7 protein-coding genes are annotated in these 18,267 nt (G+C 40.7%); all 7 read left to right on the top strand.

Annotated elements, in window-relative coordinates; all coding sequences use genetic code 11:
* Positions 1-175: 175 nt before the first annotated feature.
* Positions 176-3,421, top strand: a complete 3,246-nt coding sequence (locus ACYVAA_RS19030) for a family 78 glycoside hydrolase catalytic domain (protein WP_460544799.1) — start codon at positions 176-178, stop codon at positions 3,419-3,421.
* An 85-nt stretch (positions 3,422-3,506) separates the two neighbouring features.
* Positions 3,507-4,919 (top strand): arabinose isomerase, encoded by a 1,413-nt coding sequence (locus ACYVAA_RS19035; RefSeq protein WP_460544801.1) that lies wholly within the window; start codon positions 3,507-3,509, stop codon positions 4,917-4,919.
* A 150-nt stretch (positions 4,920-5,069) separates the two neighbouring features.
* On the top strand, positions 5,070-6,122 hold the full coding sequence (gene rhaT, locus ACYVAA_RS19040) for an L-rhamnose/proton symporter RhaT (protein WP_460544803.1): 1,053 nt from the start codon (positions 5,070-5,072) through the stop codon (positions 6,120-6,122).
* A 435-nt stretch (positions 6,123-6,557) separates the two neighbouring features.
* On the top strand, positions 6,558-9,461 hold the full coding sequence (locus ACYVAA_RS19045) for a glycosyl hydrolase (protein WP_460544805.1): 2,904 nt from the start codon (positions 6,558-6,560) through the stop codon (positions 9,459-9,461).
* A gap of 12 nt (positions 9,462-9,473) precedes the next feature.
* The gene (locus tag ACYVAA_RS19050) at positions 9,474-12,749 is read left to right on the top strand and encodes a glycosyl hydrolase family 2 protein (RefSeq protein WP_460544806.1); all 3,276 of its coding nucleotides are present in this window, start codon (positions 9,474-9,476) and stop codon (positions 12,747-12,749) included.
* Positions 12,750-12,754: 5 nt separating this feature from the next.
* Entirely contained in the window at positions 12,755-16,276 is a 3,522-nt protein-coding gene (locus ACYVAA_RS19055) for a glycosyl hydrolase (protein ID WP_460544808.1), read from the top strand.
* Positions 16,277-16,664: 388 nt separating this feature from the next.
* Positions 16,665-18,050, top strand: coding sequence for a sulfatase (locus ACYVAA_RS19060; RefSeq protein WP_460544810.1), 1,386 nt, complete (start codon positions 16,665-16,667; stop codon positions 18,048-18,050).
* Positions 18,051-18,267 lie beyond the last annotated feature (217 nt).

Here is an 18,267-nt window from a genome sequence, read left to right on the forward strand (position 1 = left end):
GTTAGGTAAATTATTGATTTTTGTTATTAGATAACTGTAGTATTACAGTTTTTTATGCTTCAATAGTATGAAAAATTATTGAAAGTAAATTATTATTTCTACTACTATTGTTTATTAAGTAATTATGAATAGTGGATATTGTAAATCAAAAAATGCTTTCCTAAGCTGTTATAAAATGGAAAATCATTACAAGAAGCCCAAAATGTTAAAAAGATTACAATTGATTTCAGTATTAATGCTGCTGGTGATATCCAGCTGCTATGCGGAATCTACCGTTGTGCTTTCAGACTTAAGATGTGAATATAGAACTGATCCCTTGGGAATAGATAATACTGCTCCAAGATTAAGCTGGAAAATTCTAGACCAGCAAAAGGCAAGAGGGCAGAAACAAACAGCCTTTCAGGTGCTTGTCTCAAGTAGTTTGGAAGATCTAAAGAATAATACCGGTGATCTTTGGGATTCTGGAAAAATGGAGGGGGCACAATCCGTTAATGTGACTTATCAAGGAAAAAAACTGAGTTCAGGTAAGGAGTATTATTGGAAGGTGAAGATTTGGGATATGCACGGTGAAGCGACAGACTGGAGTGATCCAGGGACCTTTACCATGGGGCTTTTGAATCCAGAAGATTGGAAAGGGGATTGGATATACAAAAGTGATCAAAATATTACAGACCACAATTGGTACAGAAAAAACTTTACGATTTCACAGGAGGTAGGCTCGGCCCATGTATTTGTGGGTTCATTTGGATATCACGAGTTGTATGTTAATGGTCAAAAAGTAACTGATCAAGTGATGAATCCGGTATTGTCCTATATGAAGAAGCGGATTCCATACCTCACTTACGATATTTCAGAATTACTTCATGAGGGTGACAATGTCATTGCCATTTGGCACGCTGCCGGATGGGCTCGTTGGCAAAGGATAAAAGAGTACAAAAATCCCCCGTTTATTTTTAAAGCACAGGTAGAGATTCAGACTAGAGAAGGGAATGTTTCTTTAGCTACAGATGAAACATGGAAATGTAAAAGAAGTAACAGCGGTTATTATGGTGATTGGGATATTTTGAATTTTGGAGGTGAAACAATAGATGATCGGAAAAAGGAACCCAATTGGAATACAGCAGGGTATGATGACAGTGATTGGCAAAATGCCAGCATCTATAATGTGGAAGGAGAAGAACCTGATAAGTCCTTGACCATTATTGAGGATGTGCCTTTGTCCCAAAAAATTCGGCCCACCGGAAAGGTTACTGCCGTTTTGAGTGCTCAAATGGTCGAACCACAGGTGAAATACGAAGAAGTGGTTCCTGTTGCGGTCACCAAGAGTAGTGATAGTACCTATAGGATCGACATGGGAAGAAACTATACTGGTTTTTTCGAAATGGATTTACATAATGGGAAGGAAGGTGATTCTGTGTTGTTTGAAATCAGCGATCAGATTGGTAAAACCATGAACTGGAACCAGAAAAGCAAATACATCTATAACAGCACCGGTGAAGGGACTTTTTCCAATCGCTTTAATGTTGCCGGAGGTCGTTGGATAACTGTTTACGGTTTAGACTACAAACCTGAGCTCTCTGACATCAAAGGATACGTTATTACCAATGACCGTAAACGGATAAGTAAGTTTGAATCATCCAGTAAACTTTTGAATCAAATTTATAAAGTCAATTTGGACACCTATTTGGCTAATACACTGGATGGTATTTTGATGGATTGCCCGCACAGGGAAAGGCGTGGTTGGGGAGAGGTAACGGTTGCAGCCATGTATGGTGATGCTCTGCCGAATTTTGAAAGTGGCGCATATATGGACCAGTATAATCAGTATATGAGGGATGCTCAGCTGCCAGATGGAGGAATACGTGCTGTGATCAATGAGCAGGACAGGCCTTTCTTGATGTGGAAAGCCAACAACCCTATTACGGTTTGGGAAACTTATCGAATGTATGGTGATTCAAAAGTATTGGAGGAAAACTATCAATCTATGCAAAGGTGGATGGAATGGTTGTTTCAACATTCCAATTATGCTACCGGAGGAGCACTTAAGGTTGGGGAACAGGGGGCACGGGCTTTTCCTGGATTAGGGGATTGGTGCACCCCACGGGGAAATTTTTGGTCCAGCAGTAATTCTCCTGAGGCTGTTCACTTCAACAACTGTGTATATGCCTTTATGCTGGATAATGCGGTAAAAATTGCTGAGGCATTAGGGAAAACTGAAGATGTTAACTTATACACCGATAGGTTAAAAGTACAGCAGGAAGCTACGCATAAGCTCTCTTATAACCCTGAGACCGGAAAATATGGGGATGGCCAACAAGTCAATCAGGCATTTGCTTTATTGGCTGGAGTCACTCCCGATGCTGAAAAGGAAAAAGTATACGCTAACCTCGTGGATAATGTCTTGTATAAATTTCCCTATTATGATACTGGAAGTTCCGGACAGGCTTTATATACCCGGTATTTTACGGAGTACGGAGAACGAATGGACCTGATCTACGAATTACTTCAAGATAAACATCATCCGAGTTATGGTTATTTTCTGGAACAAGGGGAAACGGTTTGGCCTGAGCGATGGTCCTCGGTAGGGGTAAGTAAAATACACACTTGCTATACGGGAATAGGTGGATATTTTATCAAGGGTTTTGGGGGAATTAGGACTGACCCCGATCGTCCCGGAATGAAAAGCATGCTTATTAAACCAGCCTTAGTGGGTGATTTGACCTTTGCCAATACCGAGTATGAATCACTGTATGGCAAGGTAATGGTTAACTGGTCCAAACAAGACGGAAAGGCTAATTTCCATATAGAGATCCCCGTCAATACAACAGCAAAGGTTTATTTGCCTGCCTTGGAAAAAGGGCATGTAAAAGAAAGCGGTGTTATAGCTGAAAAATCCGAAGGGATCCATTTTAAAGGGGCCGAAGAGCATGATGCCGTTGGTCACTACCTTATTTACCAGGTGGAAGCTGGAATATATGACTTTACTGTGGAGGAGCTACCCTCTACCACCTATCCTCAACCGATCATCGAAAGTGATAACCTATCCTTATTGGGAAGAATGAGTGCTTCCTCCATGTTTATTGAAACGGAAAAGCTTCCAGGCTTTGAGGCCTTTAAGGCTAATGATGAGAATAATGAAACTAGCTGGCAGGCAGCGGAACCAAGTAATCAATATTTAGAAATCGCTTGGATCAAGCCCCAAACTTTTAGCAAAGTAGTGGTTAACGAGTTGGGAAAGCATATTACTGATTATAAAATCCAGTATTGGGAGGAAGGAGATTGGAAGGATATTGCAGGTGGAACCACTTGCGGTAGCCATAAGCAGCATAGTTTTGCCCCTGTTACTTCTACCAAATGTAGGGTCTATATTCAAGAGGCTAAAGAGGCTCCTTTAATAGCGGAAATTAAAATTTTTCCTTGATTCCTGATAATTATAGAATAGAGGAACAATTGGAGTTTTACGGAAAACTTAATAGAAGCGCCTAATCAATAAAAATTAACGAAGTATGGTAAAAGTAGGATTATTTGGGATCGGTTTGGATACTTATTGGGATCAGTTTGATGGACTATTGGAACGACTGGAGGGTTACCAAAACCAGATAGCTGATAAAATGGGGGAGTTTTGCACTGAGGTGGTCAATGTGGGATTGGTGGACAGCCCCGAGAAAGCTTCCAAAGCAGCGGCTGTATTGAAGGAAAAAGATGTGGACATGGTGTTTTTATATGTGTCTACCTATGCGCTTTCTTCCACGGTACTGCCGGTAGTGCAAAAACTAAAATGTCCGATTGTCATTTTAAACATTCAGCCCGTAGCGGCCATTGATTACGAAAATTTTAATCGATTGGGAGATCGGGGCTTGATGACCGGGGAATGGTTGGCCCATTGCCAAGCTTGTTCGGTACCGGAGCTGGCCAATGTTTTTAACCGCTGTGGGATTGATTATGAATTTGTAACAGGTTACTTGGGGGAGCAGGCCGTTTGGGATGATATCCAAGGGTGGATTGATGCGGCTCGGGTGGCCTATGTGATGAACCATAATCGCTTGGGCGTCCTGGGACACTATTATTGCGGGATGCTGGATGTGTATTCCGACCTTACCAAGCAGTCGGCTGCATTTGGCACCCATATCGAGGTAGTAGAAATGTGTGAAGTGAAGGAATTTCGGGATAGGGCCAACGATGATGAAGTCAAAGAAAAAATCAAAGAATTCCATGAAACATTTGAGGTGGTGGATGCCTGCGAAAAAGGCGAGCTTATTCGAGCCGCTAAAACATCAATCGCGCTTGATAAGCTCGTGGAAAAGCATCAACTGGGTTCTTTGGCCTATTATTATGAGGGAGAATCAGGTAATGGATATGGAAATATTGTAACCTCGGTTATTGCAGGAAATACACTGTTAACCGGTAAAAATGTACCTGTGGCAGGAGAATATGAGGTAAAGAATGCGCAGGCAATGAAGATTATGGATGCTTTTGGGGCTGGAGGCTCTTTTTCTGAGTTTTATGCGATGGATTTTAATGATGATATCGTAATGCTTGGTCATGATGGCCCCGCTCATTTTGCGATTGCGGAAGGAAAAGTACAATTGGTACCTTTGCCTGTTTACCATGGTAAGCCCGGAAAAGGCCTGTCCATTCAAATGACTGTGCAACATGGCCCGGTGACCCTATTATCAGTGGTGGAAGGAAAAGAAGAGGTCTTTTTGTTGGTGGCTGAGGGAGAATCGGTAAAAGGTCCTGTCCTGCAAATCGGAAACACCAACAGTCGCTATCGTTTTTCCCTAGGAGCGAAGGCATTTATGAACGAATGGTCCAGACAGGGGCCCTCTCATCATTGTGCCATTGGGGTAGGCCACATAGCAGATAAAATTGAAAAGTTGGGGAGACTGCTGCAAATGAAAGTAATCCGTATTTGTTAGTTTTTTTAAAAGAATTAAAGGGAGACTTTGTTTTGCTCTTGTGTGAAAAAGTTAATTGGTAATTAACTAGGCAGAATTTTATATTCATCACAATGCAGGACAATCCAGGATATCCTTTGCTCTATTTTGAATTCAAATTAGATTAAATATATGCAAGCATTATTTGGCGTGCTTTTCCATTCCTTTGGGGGGGTGGCAGCAGGCAGTTTCTATATGCCTTATAATAAAGTGAAAAAGTGGGCTTGGGAAAGCTACTGGATGGTGGGAGGTTTGGTCTCTTGGCTTATTCTTCCCCCATTGGCTGCTTGGTTGACTATTCCTAACTTTGTCGAAATTATACAGGCAGGTTCCACTCATATATTAGCATTTACTTTCCTCATGGGCCTATTATGGGGAGTAGGAGGTTTATCTTATGGACTTGGGATTCGTTATTTGGGCATGTCATTGGGGAATTCGGTAGTACTTGGCTTTAGTGCGGCTTTTGGAGCACTGGTTCCTTCTATATATTATAATTTTAATCCCGTGGAAGGGAAGGTGTCATTTACCGAGATGCTCAATTCCACTGGCGGCCAAGTTGTACTAGCAGGCGTTTTGATGTGTTTACTTGGTATAGCTCTTTGTGGAAAGGCCGGCATGATGAAGGAAAATGAACTTTCCGATGAGGAGAAAAAGAAGAGTATTTCAGAATTTAGTCTTATTAAGGGCTTGGCCGTGGCGATTCTTTCCGGAATTTTGAGTTCCTTCTTTAATTTTGGTATAGAAGCAGGCAAGCCCTTGGCAGATGAGGCAGTGGCTTCAGGTTATGATCCCTTATATCAAAATAATGTAACGTTTGTGGTGATCCTTTGGGGAGGATTATTAACGAATTTGGTCTGGACGACTTTCTTAAGCATTAAAAATAAATCCTATAGAGATTTCACCAATAAGCAATCACCCATCTTCAGAAATATATTTTTTGCTTCCATGGCAGGGGCGATATGGTTCTTGCAGTTCTTTTTTTATGGTATGGGGGAGAGTTTACTGGGAAATGGTGCCAGTTCCTGGATCTTGCACATGTCCACGATCATATTAACGGCCAATTTATGGGGGATATACCGGAAAGAATGGAAAGGGGTACAACCACGAACAAAATGGACAATCATCATAGGAATATTGGTCATAATAATGTCTGTTGCGCTGGTGGGAATGGGTAATTCCATGTAAAAGCAATACGACTCAACAATTTTAAAAAATAATCAAAATGAAAAGAATCAACTCGTACAGTTGCTTGCTCACCGGTTTGGTTATAGCGCTTTTGTGCTCCGGATGTCAAAGCAACTAAAAGCAAGATTGGCTGAAATTGGAGACGAGTTCCAATCACGTGAATATTACAAGGCTAAATGGGGGTGAAATTTGATAAAAAAAGACCAGCCATAAATTGGTGGGACAATGTTGATGGAAAATTGGTACAGTCTCCGGGTAAAACAAATTGAAACCCGTTGTAAAACAAGACATCCGAATCTGCTTTTCTGCCTTTTTGTCTTTCTCGTATTTTCTTGTGGAAATGGAGAAATTAACCAGAAAGTCTTGGATCTCCAATGGCAATAATTAAGAGATCTGAATTAGTGAAATAATCTCTATGAAGATAATCCCATTATTATGAGAACAAAACTTCTAAGTCTTTTGGTAACAGGGATTTGCTGTGGATTGCTGCTGCTTTTTACTTCATGCTTGAAAACTTCAGGTTCTGGAGATTCCGAAAATCACTCCCTTCGACAGAACTTTAAAAATCCACCCCATGAGGTAAGACCACAGGCATGGTGGTGGTGGCTTCAAACACCTACCACAAAAGAGGCCATTACGCTCGATTTGGAGGAAATGAAGGCCAAAGGTTTATCGGGTTGCATGGTGATGGATGTTGGTGTGGGTCCATTTGGTCCATACAAATGGAAAAAGAAAACCATAATTGACACCACCGAAATCAGGTACGAAATTACCGATGAATACAAAGGTGGAAGTCTGAGTCAGCCTGATGAGAAAATAGAAATCTGGTCAAAACCATGGCGAGATATGATTCGTTTTGCATCGCTTGAGGCCGGAATGTTGGGGCTTGACTTTGGCGTGTTCATAGGCCCTGCGGGGTGCTCAGCTCCTTGGGTGAGCCCCAATTACGGTCAGCAGGAGTTGGTTTGGGTTGATATAACAGTAGAAGGAGGTAAACTGATAAACCAACAGCTTAAAAAACCCAATATTCCGGTTCAAACAAAAAGGCAGCCTGAAAATCAGGTAGTAAAAGATGCTCAAAATGCCTATTACAATGATATTGCTGTTTTGGCAATTCCGATAAATGAAAGCGTAGCACTGAAGGAAGTGCTGGATATCACCGACAAATTGGATGAACAAGGCCGATTAAAGTGGGAGGCACCCAAGGGTATCTGGAGGATTGTGCGCTTTGGTTATCGTCCAACTGGGCGCAATTTGGAAGGTGTTTTTTATATCGATCATTTGAGTAAGGAAGTTTTTGATTTGCATTGGGAGAAAACCGTCGGACAACTGTTAAAAGAGATGAGCCCTGAAGAGCGACTTGCCTTTAAATACGTGGAATGCGACAGTTGGGAAGCAGGTGATCCAAATTGGACAAAACATTTTCCCCAAGAATTTAAGGAACACCGGGGGTATGACATTGTAAAATACATGCCTGCCTTAATCGGCGTAAACATTGAATCAGAAGAAACCACTGAGCGTTTTTTAAACGACTTCCGGTTAACCATTAGCGATCTGATCTCCGAAAACCATTATGAGAGACAACGGGATGTTGCTCATGAGCATGGATTGCATTCATATGCCGAGGCAGCAGGGCCGCACCAGTATCAGGCCGATTTAAAAAAGTGTGTGGGCAGGTGTGATGTGGCCATGGGGGAGTTTTGGATGCCTTCGCCACATAGGGAACAACCCAGTGGCCGATTTTTAGTGCGTGAAGCTGCAACTGCGGCACACATTTACGGAATTAAACAGGTTTTTGCCGAATCGTTTACTTCGGTGGGGCCCCATTGGGAGTTTTCTCCATTTATGATGAAAGCCGCTGCCGATCAGGCTTTTTGCGATGGGCTTAACTGGATTTGCTTCCACACGTTTACACATCGTCCATCAGTTACCGATGTGCCAGGTTTAACCCATAGTGCGGGAACTCATTTCGACCGCACCAACACCTGGTGGAATCAATCGGCTCCTTTTGTTGATTATCTTTCACGCTGCTCATTCATGCTACAACAAGGTTTGTTTGCCGCCGATGTGCTGTTTTATAACGGACATGACTTGCGATCGGGAGGAGATGCATTTGTATGGGAAGATGGAATGAAAAACCCACCCGTGAGTTTGGGCGCTGGGTACGACTACGACAGATGTAATGAGGAGGTTTTGTTAAACAGACTTAGCTTTCAGAATGGAAAGTTGGTGTTACCCGATGGCATGAACTACAAGGTTTTGGCTGTTGATGAAAAAACACCGGTTTCATTAAATGCGCTGAAAAAGATGGTAAACTTGGTTGAACAGGGAGCAACAGTTGTGGGCAAAATAGAAACCTCAATGTTGAGCAATGCTGATGATGCAGTTGAGTATCAAAATCTGATAAAGCGTGTTTGGGGCAATTACGAAAAAGGTGAAAGTAAAATTGGTAAAGGGCAATTTATTTGGAACAAAACCATACGTGAAGTTTTGCAAAATCAAAAAATACTTCCCGATTTTGAATGTTCAGGTTTAAGTGATGTAGGAGTGGTGGATTTCATTCATCGCAAAACAGAAAATACCGACATTTATTACGTTTGCAGCCGCTGGCAGCCGGTTGAGAAAGTGGCATGTACATTCAGGGTGAGCGATAAACAGCCTGAGTTATGGGATCCTGTTACAGGAGAAACACGCATTTTAACCAACTTTAAAGTAGAAAATGGCCGAACTATTATTCCGATGGAGTTTGGACCATGCGGTTCATACTTTGTTGTTTTCAAAGAACCAATATCGGTACAAAATTCGGCTTCAAACTGGCCAACATACAAAACGGTACAGCAAATAAAAGGTGTCTGGGAGTTGAGCTTTGATAAAAAATGGGGCCCGTTCGACTCTGCTCAGGGCAGGCGGCCTGGTGAGTTTGTATTCAATGTACTGCAGGATTGGAGCCTACATGCGAATGATGGAATAAAATATTATTCAGGTACTGCTACTTACCGCACAACCTTTGATTTTGATGCATTGGGTGGAAGTGATGAGCTTTACCTTGATTTAGGAAAAGTACATGAATTGGCACAGGTTAAATTGAATGGAGTTGATTTGGGTGTTGCCTGGACAAAACCATACCGGGTGAACATCACATCGCATATAAAAGCAAAAGGAAACAAGCTGGAAATTGATGTGGTAAACCTATGGCCAAATAGACTGATTGGTGATGAGTTTTTACCCGAAGAAGAGCGGTTTACCCAAACCAATATTCGAAAATTCACAAAATCGACTCAGCTTCTCCCCTCTGGATTAATTGGGCCGGTACAAATCATGACAACAAATAATTATTAATTTTCCCCAATTATGAAGCTACATATTGCGATTCTAATGCTGCTTGTATTCAATATTTCTTCTTGTAAAAAGACGGAAGTAGACTTAATAACAGCTGAACAATATGCCAGTCTGAAAGAGGGTTTTGTTACTCCTCCAGATTCAACAAAGCCCGGGATTTACTGGTATTTTATAAGTGGCCACATTTCAAAAGAAGGCATTACCAGAGATTTGGAAGCCATGCGCGATGTGGGCATAGGTGAGGTTTTTATTGGTGATATTTTTTATGAGCCTCCCATTAATGATAAGTATGGGTTAAGTAACGATACGCCAATGGGAAATACCCCATCGTTAAGTGAAAAATGGTGGGATTGTATGCGCCATGCCATAAGCGAAGGAACCAGGCTAGGAATGAACATTAGTTTTTTTAATTCGCCGGGTTGGAGTCAGTCCGGAGGTCCCTGGGTAAAGGAAGGAGAGGCTATGCGATACTTGACTTATTCCGAGACTATCGTATCTGGCGGTAAGGATTTACTTGTTGGTCTTGCAAAGCCAAAAAAGTTTTTTCAAGATGTATCGGTTTTAGCTTTTCCCGTTAATGATGAAGCTAAAGCTGAGGCTGTAACAATAAACTGCGAGGCTTCATCTGTAGATAAGCTGCTTGATCAAGACAAATCAACGGTATGCACATTTAACAACAAAGCTAAGGAACCAGTGATCTTAGATGTTTCGTTTGATAAATCCATTACGGCACGAAGCATTACTTTGAGTCCAACCAAAATGCCCTTTTTAACCAAAATTGAAGTGCAAGTGCCTGAAAATGGTAAGTATAAAACATTGAAATCTACTTTTTTTGATCATGGGCTAAGTAAAGTAGGCCGTGGACCTATTCCTGATGGCGATATGATTATTGCTCTTGATAATATTGTGTCAAATAAATTCAGAATTATACTCAATGAGGTTCCAGCTGATTTTGAGCTAACAGAATTAGGAATTTCCGAAGAATTTAAAATTGAGCATGCAACTGAAAAATGGCTGAATAAGATGGCCAACAAGGGAACACCTGCTTGGGAGGTGTTTCAATGGGAAACACCCGAATACACCTCGCAAAAGGAGGTATTGAACACTGATGAAATAGTAAACCTTACGGGAAATTTTGATGGCAATGTGCTAAAATGGGATAATGCACCGATGGGAAAGTGGAAAATATTGCGCATTGGGATGACCACCACAGGGCAAACCAACAGACCTGCAACCCCATCAGCTCGTGGACTTGAAGTGGACAAATTAAGTAGAAAAGCTTTGCGCTCGCACTTTGATGCTTATATGGGAAAATTGATAAAATCCATGAAACCAGAAGAGCGAAAATCTCTAAAACGAGTCATCGCGGATAGTTACGAAACAGGCCCTCAAAATTGGACAGATGACATGAAGGAGTCTTTTGAACAAGTGTATGGTTACGACCCAACACCTTGGTTGGCCACTTTGACGGGAAGCATTGTGAATTCTGCTGAAGAATCCGATCGATTTTTGTGGGATGTACGTCGACTGGTGGCCGATAAGGTGGCCGATGAATATGTGGGCGGGCTAAGGGATATTTGCGAAGAATATGGCATTTCCATGTGGCTTGAGAATTATGGCCACTTTGGTTTTCCATCGGAGTTTTTGAAGTATGGTGGTCGCGCTGACGAAGTTGGTGGCGAATTTTGGGTGCACCGTCAGGGGAGTGAGTGTCGTTTAGCCGCATCTGCAAGCCATACCTATGGAAAAAATCGAGTTTATGCCGAATCCTATACTTCCCGGGAAATTCCTTACACCGTGGATCCATCAAGGCTGAAGAAATCAGGAGACTGGAGTTATTCGCAAGGAGTGAATCAGGGAATACTGCATGTGTACATTCACCAACCTTACACTGATAAATTCCCTGGTGTAAATACTTGGTTTGGAACCGAATTTAATAGAAACAACACCTGGTTTGCACAAAGTAAAGAATGGATCACCTACCTACGCCGAAACTATTTTCTATTGCAACAGGGCAGGCATGTTGCCGATGTCTGCTTTTTTATTGGTGAAGAATCACCCAAAATGAACGGTTGGGTGGATCCCAATCTATCGGCAGGTTATCAATACGATTTTATCAATGCCGAAATTATCATGGAACAAACCGAAGTGCAAAACGGAAGGCTTGTTTTACAGAGCGGGGCAAGTTATGGGGCTTTGGTATTACCCCCTTGGAACACAATGCGTCCAGAGGTTTTGGCAAAGCTAAAACATTTGGTAGAGCAGGGAGCTACGTTGATAGGAATGCCTCCGGAGAAATCTCCAAGTCTTCAGGATTACCCAAATTGTGATGCTAAGGTACAGCAAATAGTGGAGGAATTATGGGGTGAAGTATCCCCAAATTCTAAGGAATTTTTACATCATAAACTAGGCAAGGGCAATGTGTATTGCAATGGAAATGTCAATGAGATCCTTGAAAAACATGGGGTGTATAAAAACTTGATTTATCCTGAAGAAATCGACATTAAATGGGTACACCGAAAGCTAAAGGATGTTGATATTTATTTTATAACCAATCAAGGGGATACCAAGGTATCCTTTGATGCTTCTTTCAGAGTAGTTGGAAAAAGCCCCGAACTTTGGTCTGCACTTGATGCTACATCTCGTAAGTTGCCCATGTACAGCAATGAAGGTGATCGAACTATTGTGCCCTTACATTTAAATGTGCACGAAAGCTACTTTATTGTTTTCAGAGGGGAAGGTCACGGGCAAAAGGAAGACCTTTCCGTAGCGTCAAACTTTGAGATGCTAAAACCATTGAAGCAGCTGGATACCTTATGGGATATCCAGTTTAAAAACGAATGGTTGGGAACCGATTTCACACTTGAAAAACAAAGGTTATTTGACTGGACTACTTCCTCAAACGAAAACATTAAATATTTTTCGGGAACAGCTTCATATACCACTTCTTTTGAATTAAGCGAAGCGGAGACAAAACAATCTTTATCTATCGATTTTGAAAAAATGGGCACTATAGCCACCGTAAAACTAAATGGAAAGGAACTCGGCACAATTTGGACTACACCCTACCGTATTTCGATTTCACATGCTGTGAAGTCAGGAACAAATGTGCTGGAAGTGGATGTGACCAATAATTGGATCAATCAAATGTTGTATCAGAATAAGAAACCACAATACAAACGCAAAACCTGGGAGCTGGTTCATGCTCTTGAAAAAATGCCCAATACCGAAATAATGTCTTCTGGTATTTGGGGTAAAGTCTGGATATCAACTAAAAATGACAAATAAACTATATGATGAATAATCGAGTAGTTAAAGAGAAATTAGTGACATCGCTTACCAAAACCATCCTTGTAACCTTGTTACTGGGTTTGTTTCTGTCAGATTTAGAGGCTCAAACCCCATCACTCGAACAGAATTTTAAGAACCCTCCACCAACGGCAAAAGCCGGTACCATATGGTTTTGGATAAACGGAAATGTGACCAGAACGGGTATAACCGCCGATCTGGAAGCGATGAAAAAGACAGGTATACAAGGGGCCATAATTTTTAATGTCAGTTTAGGGCATCCCAAAGGTGCTGTATCTTATCTAAGTCCGGAATGGCTGGAACTCTTTAATTATGCAGCTTTGGAAGCTAAACGTTTGGGACTTGAACTTGGCTTCCATAATGGCGCTGGTTGGTCATCATCTGGCGGCCCTTCTATTACTCCGGAATATGCCATGCAAGAACTGGTTTTTTCCAAAACCATACATCAAGGAGACCAAGTATTCAAAGGTAAGTTGTCACAGCCAGATACGCACTTAGGTTACTACAAAGATATTGCGATACTCGCCTTCCCAAATCCCAAAAGCAAAGAGCGCATCGATGAGTTGGATATAAAAAGCCTTTCTCATAAAGTGCGTAATCATTTAGCACCCGATGACAAGTCTGTTTCTGCTTCGGCAGTAATAAAAAAATCAGATATCATTGATTTGACATCGAAGCTTACCAATGATGGTTTTTTAGAATGGAATGCACCTGCAGGAGAGTGGGTTATTTTACGACTTGGACATACGCCAACTGGTGAGATGAATCGTTTTCCCAGTGATGGCGGACGAGGTTTGGAATGTGATAAAATGAATAGGCAGGCCGTTGATCAATTCTGGGAAGAAGGGATTATGCCCATAGTTAACAGACTGGACACGCTAATCGGATCTGTAGTCACAAGATGTCATATTGATAGTTATGAGGTAGGTACAACCAACTGGACTTCGGGTTTTGCCAATGAATTCAAAAGGCTTCGTTCTTACGATTGTCAATCGTATTTGCCTACTCTGACAGGCTATTACGTAGAAAGTGGTGAAGAAACAGAACGGTTTCTTTGGGACTTCCGTCGTACCATTGGCGATTTAATTGCAAAAAATTATTACGGGCGTTTTAGTGAGCTTAGCCATCAACATGGAATGATTTTTTCGACTGAACCCTATTGGGGACCGTTCGATAACATGCAAGTGGGCGAAACTGCAGATGTGGTTATGTCTGAGTTTTGGAGCGGAAATCTGGCGTTTTTCGATTCTCCCAAATTTGTAGCTTCCATTGCCAAATTAAATGGGAGTCCGATTGCTGAAGCGGAAGCCTTTACCGATGCGGGTGGATGGCATCAGCATCCTGGTGCACTCAAAACTATGGGGGACTTAGCTTGGGCTCAAGGCATCAATCGTTTTGTTTTTCATTGTTATGTGCATCAGCCCTGGGATGTGGGCCCCGGATTGACATTACAAAGTTTTGGTATTGATTTTAACCGTTTAAACACTTGGTGGGATCAAGGCAAACCTTTTATCGACTATATCAGTCGAGGTCAATTTCTGCTTCAACAGGGCACATCCGTAGCCGATGTTTTAGTATTTACAGGTGAAGCATCACCTAATGATGCCTTATTGATGCCAGAAATAAAAGCCTTAGGGTATGATTATGATGTGATTGGCTCCAATAAAATAAGCTCATTATCTGTAAATAAAGGTTTGATATGTACCTCGCTTGGGGATCAATATCAAGCTCTGGTACTCCCCTCAACCTCTTGGATGACACCGGAAACACTTGCAAAAATAGAAGAGTTGGCCAATGGTGGAGCAATTATCCTTGGCGCTAAACCACAAAAATCCCCAAGTCTTCAAAATTATCCTAAGTGTGATGAAAGCGTGGCACAAATGGCTGACAAATTATGGGATACAGGACTTATAAAAGAGAACTCAATTGTAGATTTTCTAAAAAATGGAGCGCTGCCTCCTGATTTTTCAATTGAGCATGGAAGTAGTGAATCCTTCGATTATATACACCGAAAAACCGAAGACGCTGATATTTATTTTGTGGTAAACTCAAGAAAGGAACATCAGAAATTAGCGTGTCGTTTTCGTGTATCAGGAAAGCAACCCGAACTATGGAATGCAGAAACGGGAGAAATAACAAAGGCTGCGGTATGGCAGGATAATGGCGACGGTACTACCACAGTATCCATACCGTTTGAGTCGCAAGGCTCTGTATTTGTGGTTTTTAGAAAACCAGTATCTTCAAGTATACACATTACAAGTGCGGCAATGGAGCTTCAAGAGCCAATAGTAGATCCCCTTCCAGGCTTGAAAATTATAAAAGCCGAATATGGGACGTTTTTACCCGACGGCTTGGTGGATGTTACAGAAGTTGTTGCAAACCATATTCAAAATAATAGATTGCATTTACAGGCAACCCGAGAACTTTCCAAGGGCGACCCTGCACCGGGTTACAAAAAGGAATTACGTATTCAATACAAAATTGGAGATGTCATTCTGGAAAAAAATGCCATGGAAAAAGAATGGCTGGAAATTGATGCTGCTGATAGCGGGAAATTAGAAATCCTGAAAGCCGTGTTTGGAAAATTTGAAAGAGGAATCGCTGGTATTCCTCCAAATAATCCGGTTTACGATGTTACAGCGAAAGTAAAATCGATGGTTGCGTCAGGAGTGTTCGAAATTCCGGTAAACGACAGTTTTTTTGAAGGAAAAGATATAAAAACAAAGAAAACCTTGCGCCTCGTTTATGCTACTAATGGCGAGGAGAAAACAATATCTGTTTCGAATGGAGGCACATTTAAATTGACACAAGCTACACCGGAATCAAAAGTAATATACGAAGATGGGAATGTAAATTGGGTAACACCCTATGCTGGTGATATTACCTATCGTTCTTCCGCAGGAAAAACAAAATCACTAAAGGTAGAATCTGTTCCTGAACCTATTGAGTTGACTGGAGACTGGCATGTGAGTTTTCCTGTAAAAAATGGAGCAACTGTAAATGCAACTTTCAATAAACTAGATTCGTGGACAGCATCATCAAACGATGATATTCGTTTTTTTTCGGGTACAGCAAGCTATAAAAAACGGTTCAATGTTCCTGCGCATCTTCTTAAAGCTGGCTATTCTTTACAGTTAGATTTGGGCAGTGTTAAGGAAATTGCTGAAGTATTTGTAAATGGTAAAAATCTGGGTGTATTATGGAAAGCACCCTTCAGAATTAATATTGATGATGTGGTTGCAGAAGGTACAAATACCTTGGAAGTAAAAATCACCAACCTTTGGCCAAACAGACTGATTGGCGATGAACAATTAGCTCAGGATTATGAACGCGAAGGACCCAATGTAAAGCAATGGCCCGAGTGGCTACTAAATAATACAGACCGCCCAACTGAACGTGTCACTTTTGCTGCGTTTAAACATTGGCATAAAGATTCTGAACTTCTGCCATCGGGTTTATTGGGGCCAGTGAAAATTGTGGTTTCTAAAGTAAAAGAATTGAAGTAGTGTAAAATGAAGTATGGGTTGATATTACTTCGGTTTTAAAAAACAAGGGCCATCGCACCATTGTGCTATTGGTGTAGGGCATATTGCTGATAAAATAGATACGTTAGGTAAGTTGTTGAATTTAAAAACGGTTAGAATTTGTGAGTATGTTTTTATAAAAAAAATCTATGATTATACGCTTTTCTACCCCTACAGTACAAAATGAAGGAATATTATATTTCAAGATGATATCCACCGATTAATCTGTGTTTATCCTGTTCATCCCTGCCTGCGGCAGGCAGGTGTGGTTAATAATTACGGATTTAGAAGTTACTGGTACAATAGCGTATAATCAGAAAAAAAATCAATTTAAAGAACAGTTTTATTAATATTTATTAATTATAAAAAAATGAAGCGAATAATACCTGTAATTTTAATATTACTATTTAATTGGGCATGTACTAGTAAAGAAGATTCAGAAGTTCCAAACATAATTATCATAAATATTGATGATATGGGTTGGAAAGATGTTGGTTTTATGGGTAGCAAATACTATGAAACACCTAATATAGATTATCTGTCAAGTTTAGGTATGGTATTTACAAATGGCTATGCATCTGCATCAAATTGTGCGCCTAGTAGAGCCTGTTTAATGACAGGGCAATGGACACCACGTCATGGCATTTATACTGTTAGTCCTTCTACCCGAGGAAATTCAGAGGACAGGAAACTAATTCCTATAGAAAACACGCATACATTGCCTTTAAAGCATAAAATTTTACCAAAAGTTTTACATGAGAATGGCTATGTAACGTGTCATGCAGGAAAGTGGCATTTAAGTGATAATCCTTTAGAATATGGTTTTGATGTAAATATTGGAGGCGGTCATAATGGTCTTCCCAAGAGTTATTACCCGCCTTATAAAAATGTAACTATTAAAGGAGGTTCAGATAAATACTTAACAGATGCCATAATGGAAAAAGCCATACAGTTTGTTGATACAGTTCAAAAGCCATTTTATCTTAATTATTCGCCTTACGCTGTCCATGTGCCTATAATGGCAGTAGACAGTATTGTGCCCAAATATGAAAAAAAATCACCCTGGAATGGCCAGGGAAATGCTGAATACGCTTCCATGGTGGATAACCTAGATAGAAATATAGGGATGCTCATTAATAAATTAAAAGAAAGAGGGCTTTTTGATAATACACTTATAGTTTTTACCTCGGATAATGGAGGTTTGTACGGGATTACCAAACAAAAGCCTTTAAGGGCAGGAAAGGGAAGTTACTATGAAGGTGGCATTCGAGTGCCTTTTTTCTTTGTATTTAACAATAAGATTGGTTCAAATCTTAAAAGTGATGCGCCTATAACTAATCTGGATATTTTTCCAACTATTTTAGATTATGCAGGAATTAAGGATAGTACATTAGGATTAGATGGTAACAGTTTAAAGTCAGTCCTTGAAGGAGAACAGGAAATGCTAGAACGTGCATTATTCTGGCATTTTCCCATTTATTTGGAGGCTTATAATGTTAATGATAACGAAAATCGGGATGCGTTGTTTAGAACGCGTCCAGGGTCTGTAATAAGAAAAGGAGATTGGAAGCTTCACTATTATTTCGAAGATGATGATGTTGAACTATATAATTTATCTGAAGATGTTGGGGAAAGTAAAAATCTTGCTGAAACTAACCCTGAAAAAACAGAGGAGATGTTAATGCTTTTAAAGAAATGGTGGAAAGATACCGTTGCACCCATTCCAAAAACGAAAAACCCAGAATATATAAATTAAATTTATGGTTATTGTTTCACTCCTTGGGTGGTGTGGCTGCAGGTAGTTTTTTCATGCAGTTTTTGGGAAGGTGAAGGAAGTTTCTCATTTGGTGTTATAAAGTAGGTGATTTTAAGCCGAACATTGAATGGTTGTGGGAAATTATAAAATCTACCGAACTGGTTCATCTTTTTTTGTGAACCTAGTATGAGGCAGGATGGTCTTTATCCTCATAATG

The organism is Echinicola sediminis (genome assembly GCF_054777495.1).

Coding starts and splice junctions, on each gene's coding strand:
- ACYVAA_RS19030 (WP_460544799.1), top strand. CDS start 176: ATGGAAAATCATTACAAGAAGCCCAAAATGTTAAAAAGATTACAATTG.
- ACYVAA_RS19035 (WP_460544801.1), top strand. CDS start 3,507: ATGGTAAAAGTAGGATTATTTGGGATCGGTTTGGATACTTATTGGGAT.
- rhaT (WP_460544803.1), top strand. CDS start 5,070: ATGCAAGCATTATTTGGCGTGCTTTTCCATTCCTTTGGGGGGGTGGCA.
- ACYVAA_RS19045 (WP_460544805.1), top strand. CDS start 6,558: ATGAGAACAAAACTTCTAAGTCTTTTGGTAACAGGGATTTGCTGTGGA.
- ACYVAA_RS19050 (WP_460544806.1), top strand. CDS start 9,474: ATGAAGCTACATATTGCGATTCTAATGCTGCTTGTATTCAATATTTCT.
- ACYVAA_RS19055 (WP_460544808.1), top strand. CDS start 12,755: ATGATGAATAATCGAGTAGTTAAAGAGAAATTAGTGACATCGCTTACC.
- ACYVAA_RS19060 (WP_460544810.1), top strand. CDS start 16,665: ATGAAGCGAATAATACCTGTAATTTTAATATTACTATTTAATTGGGCA.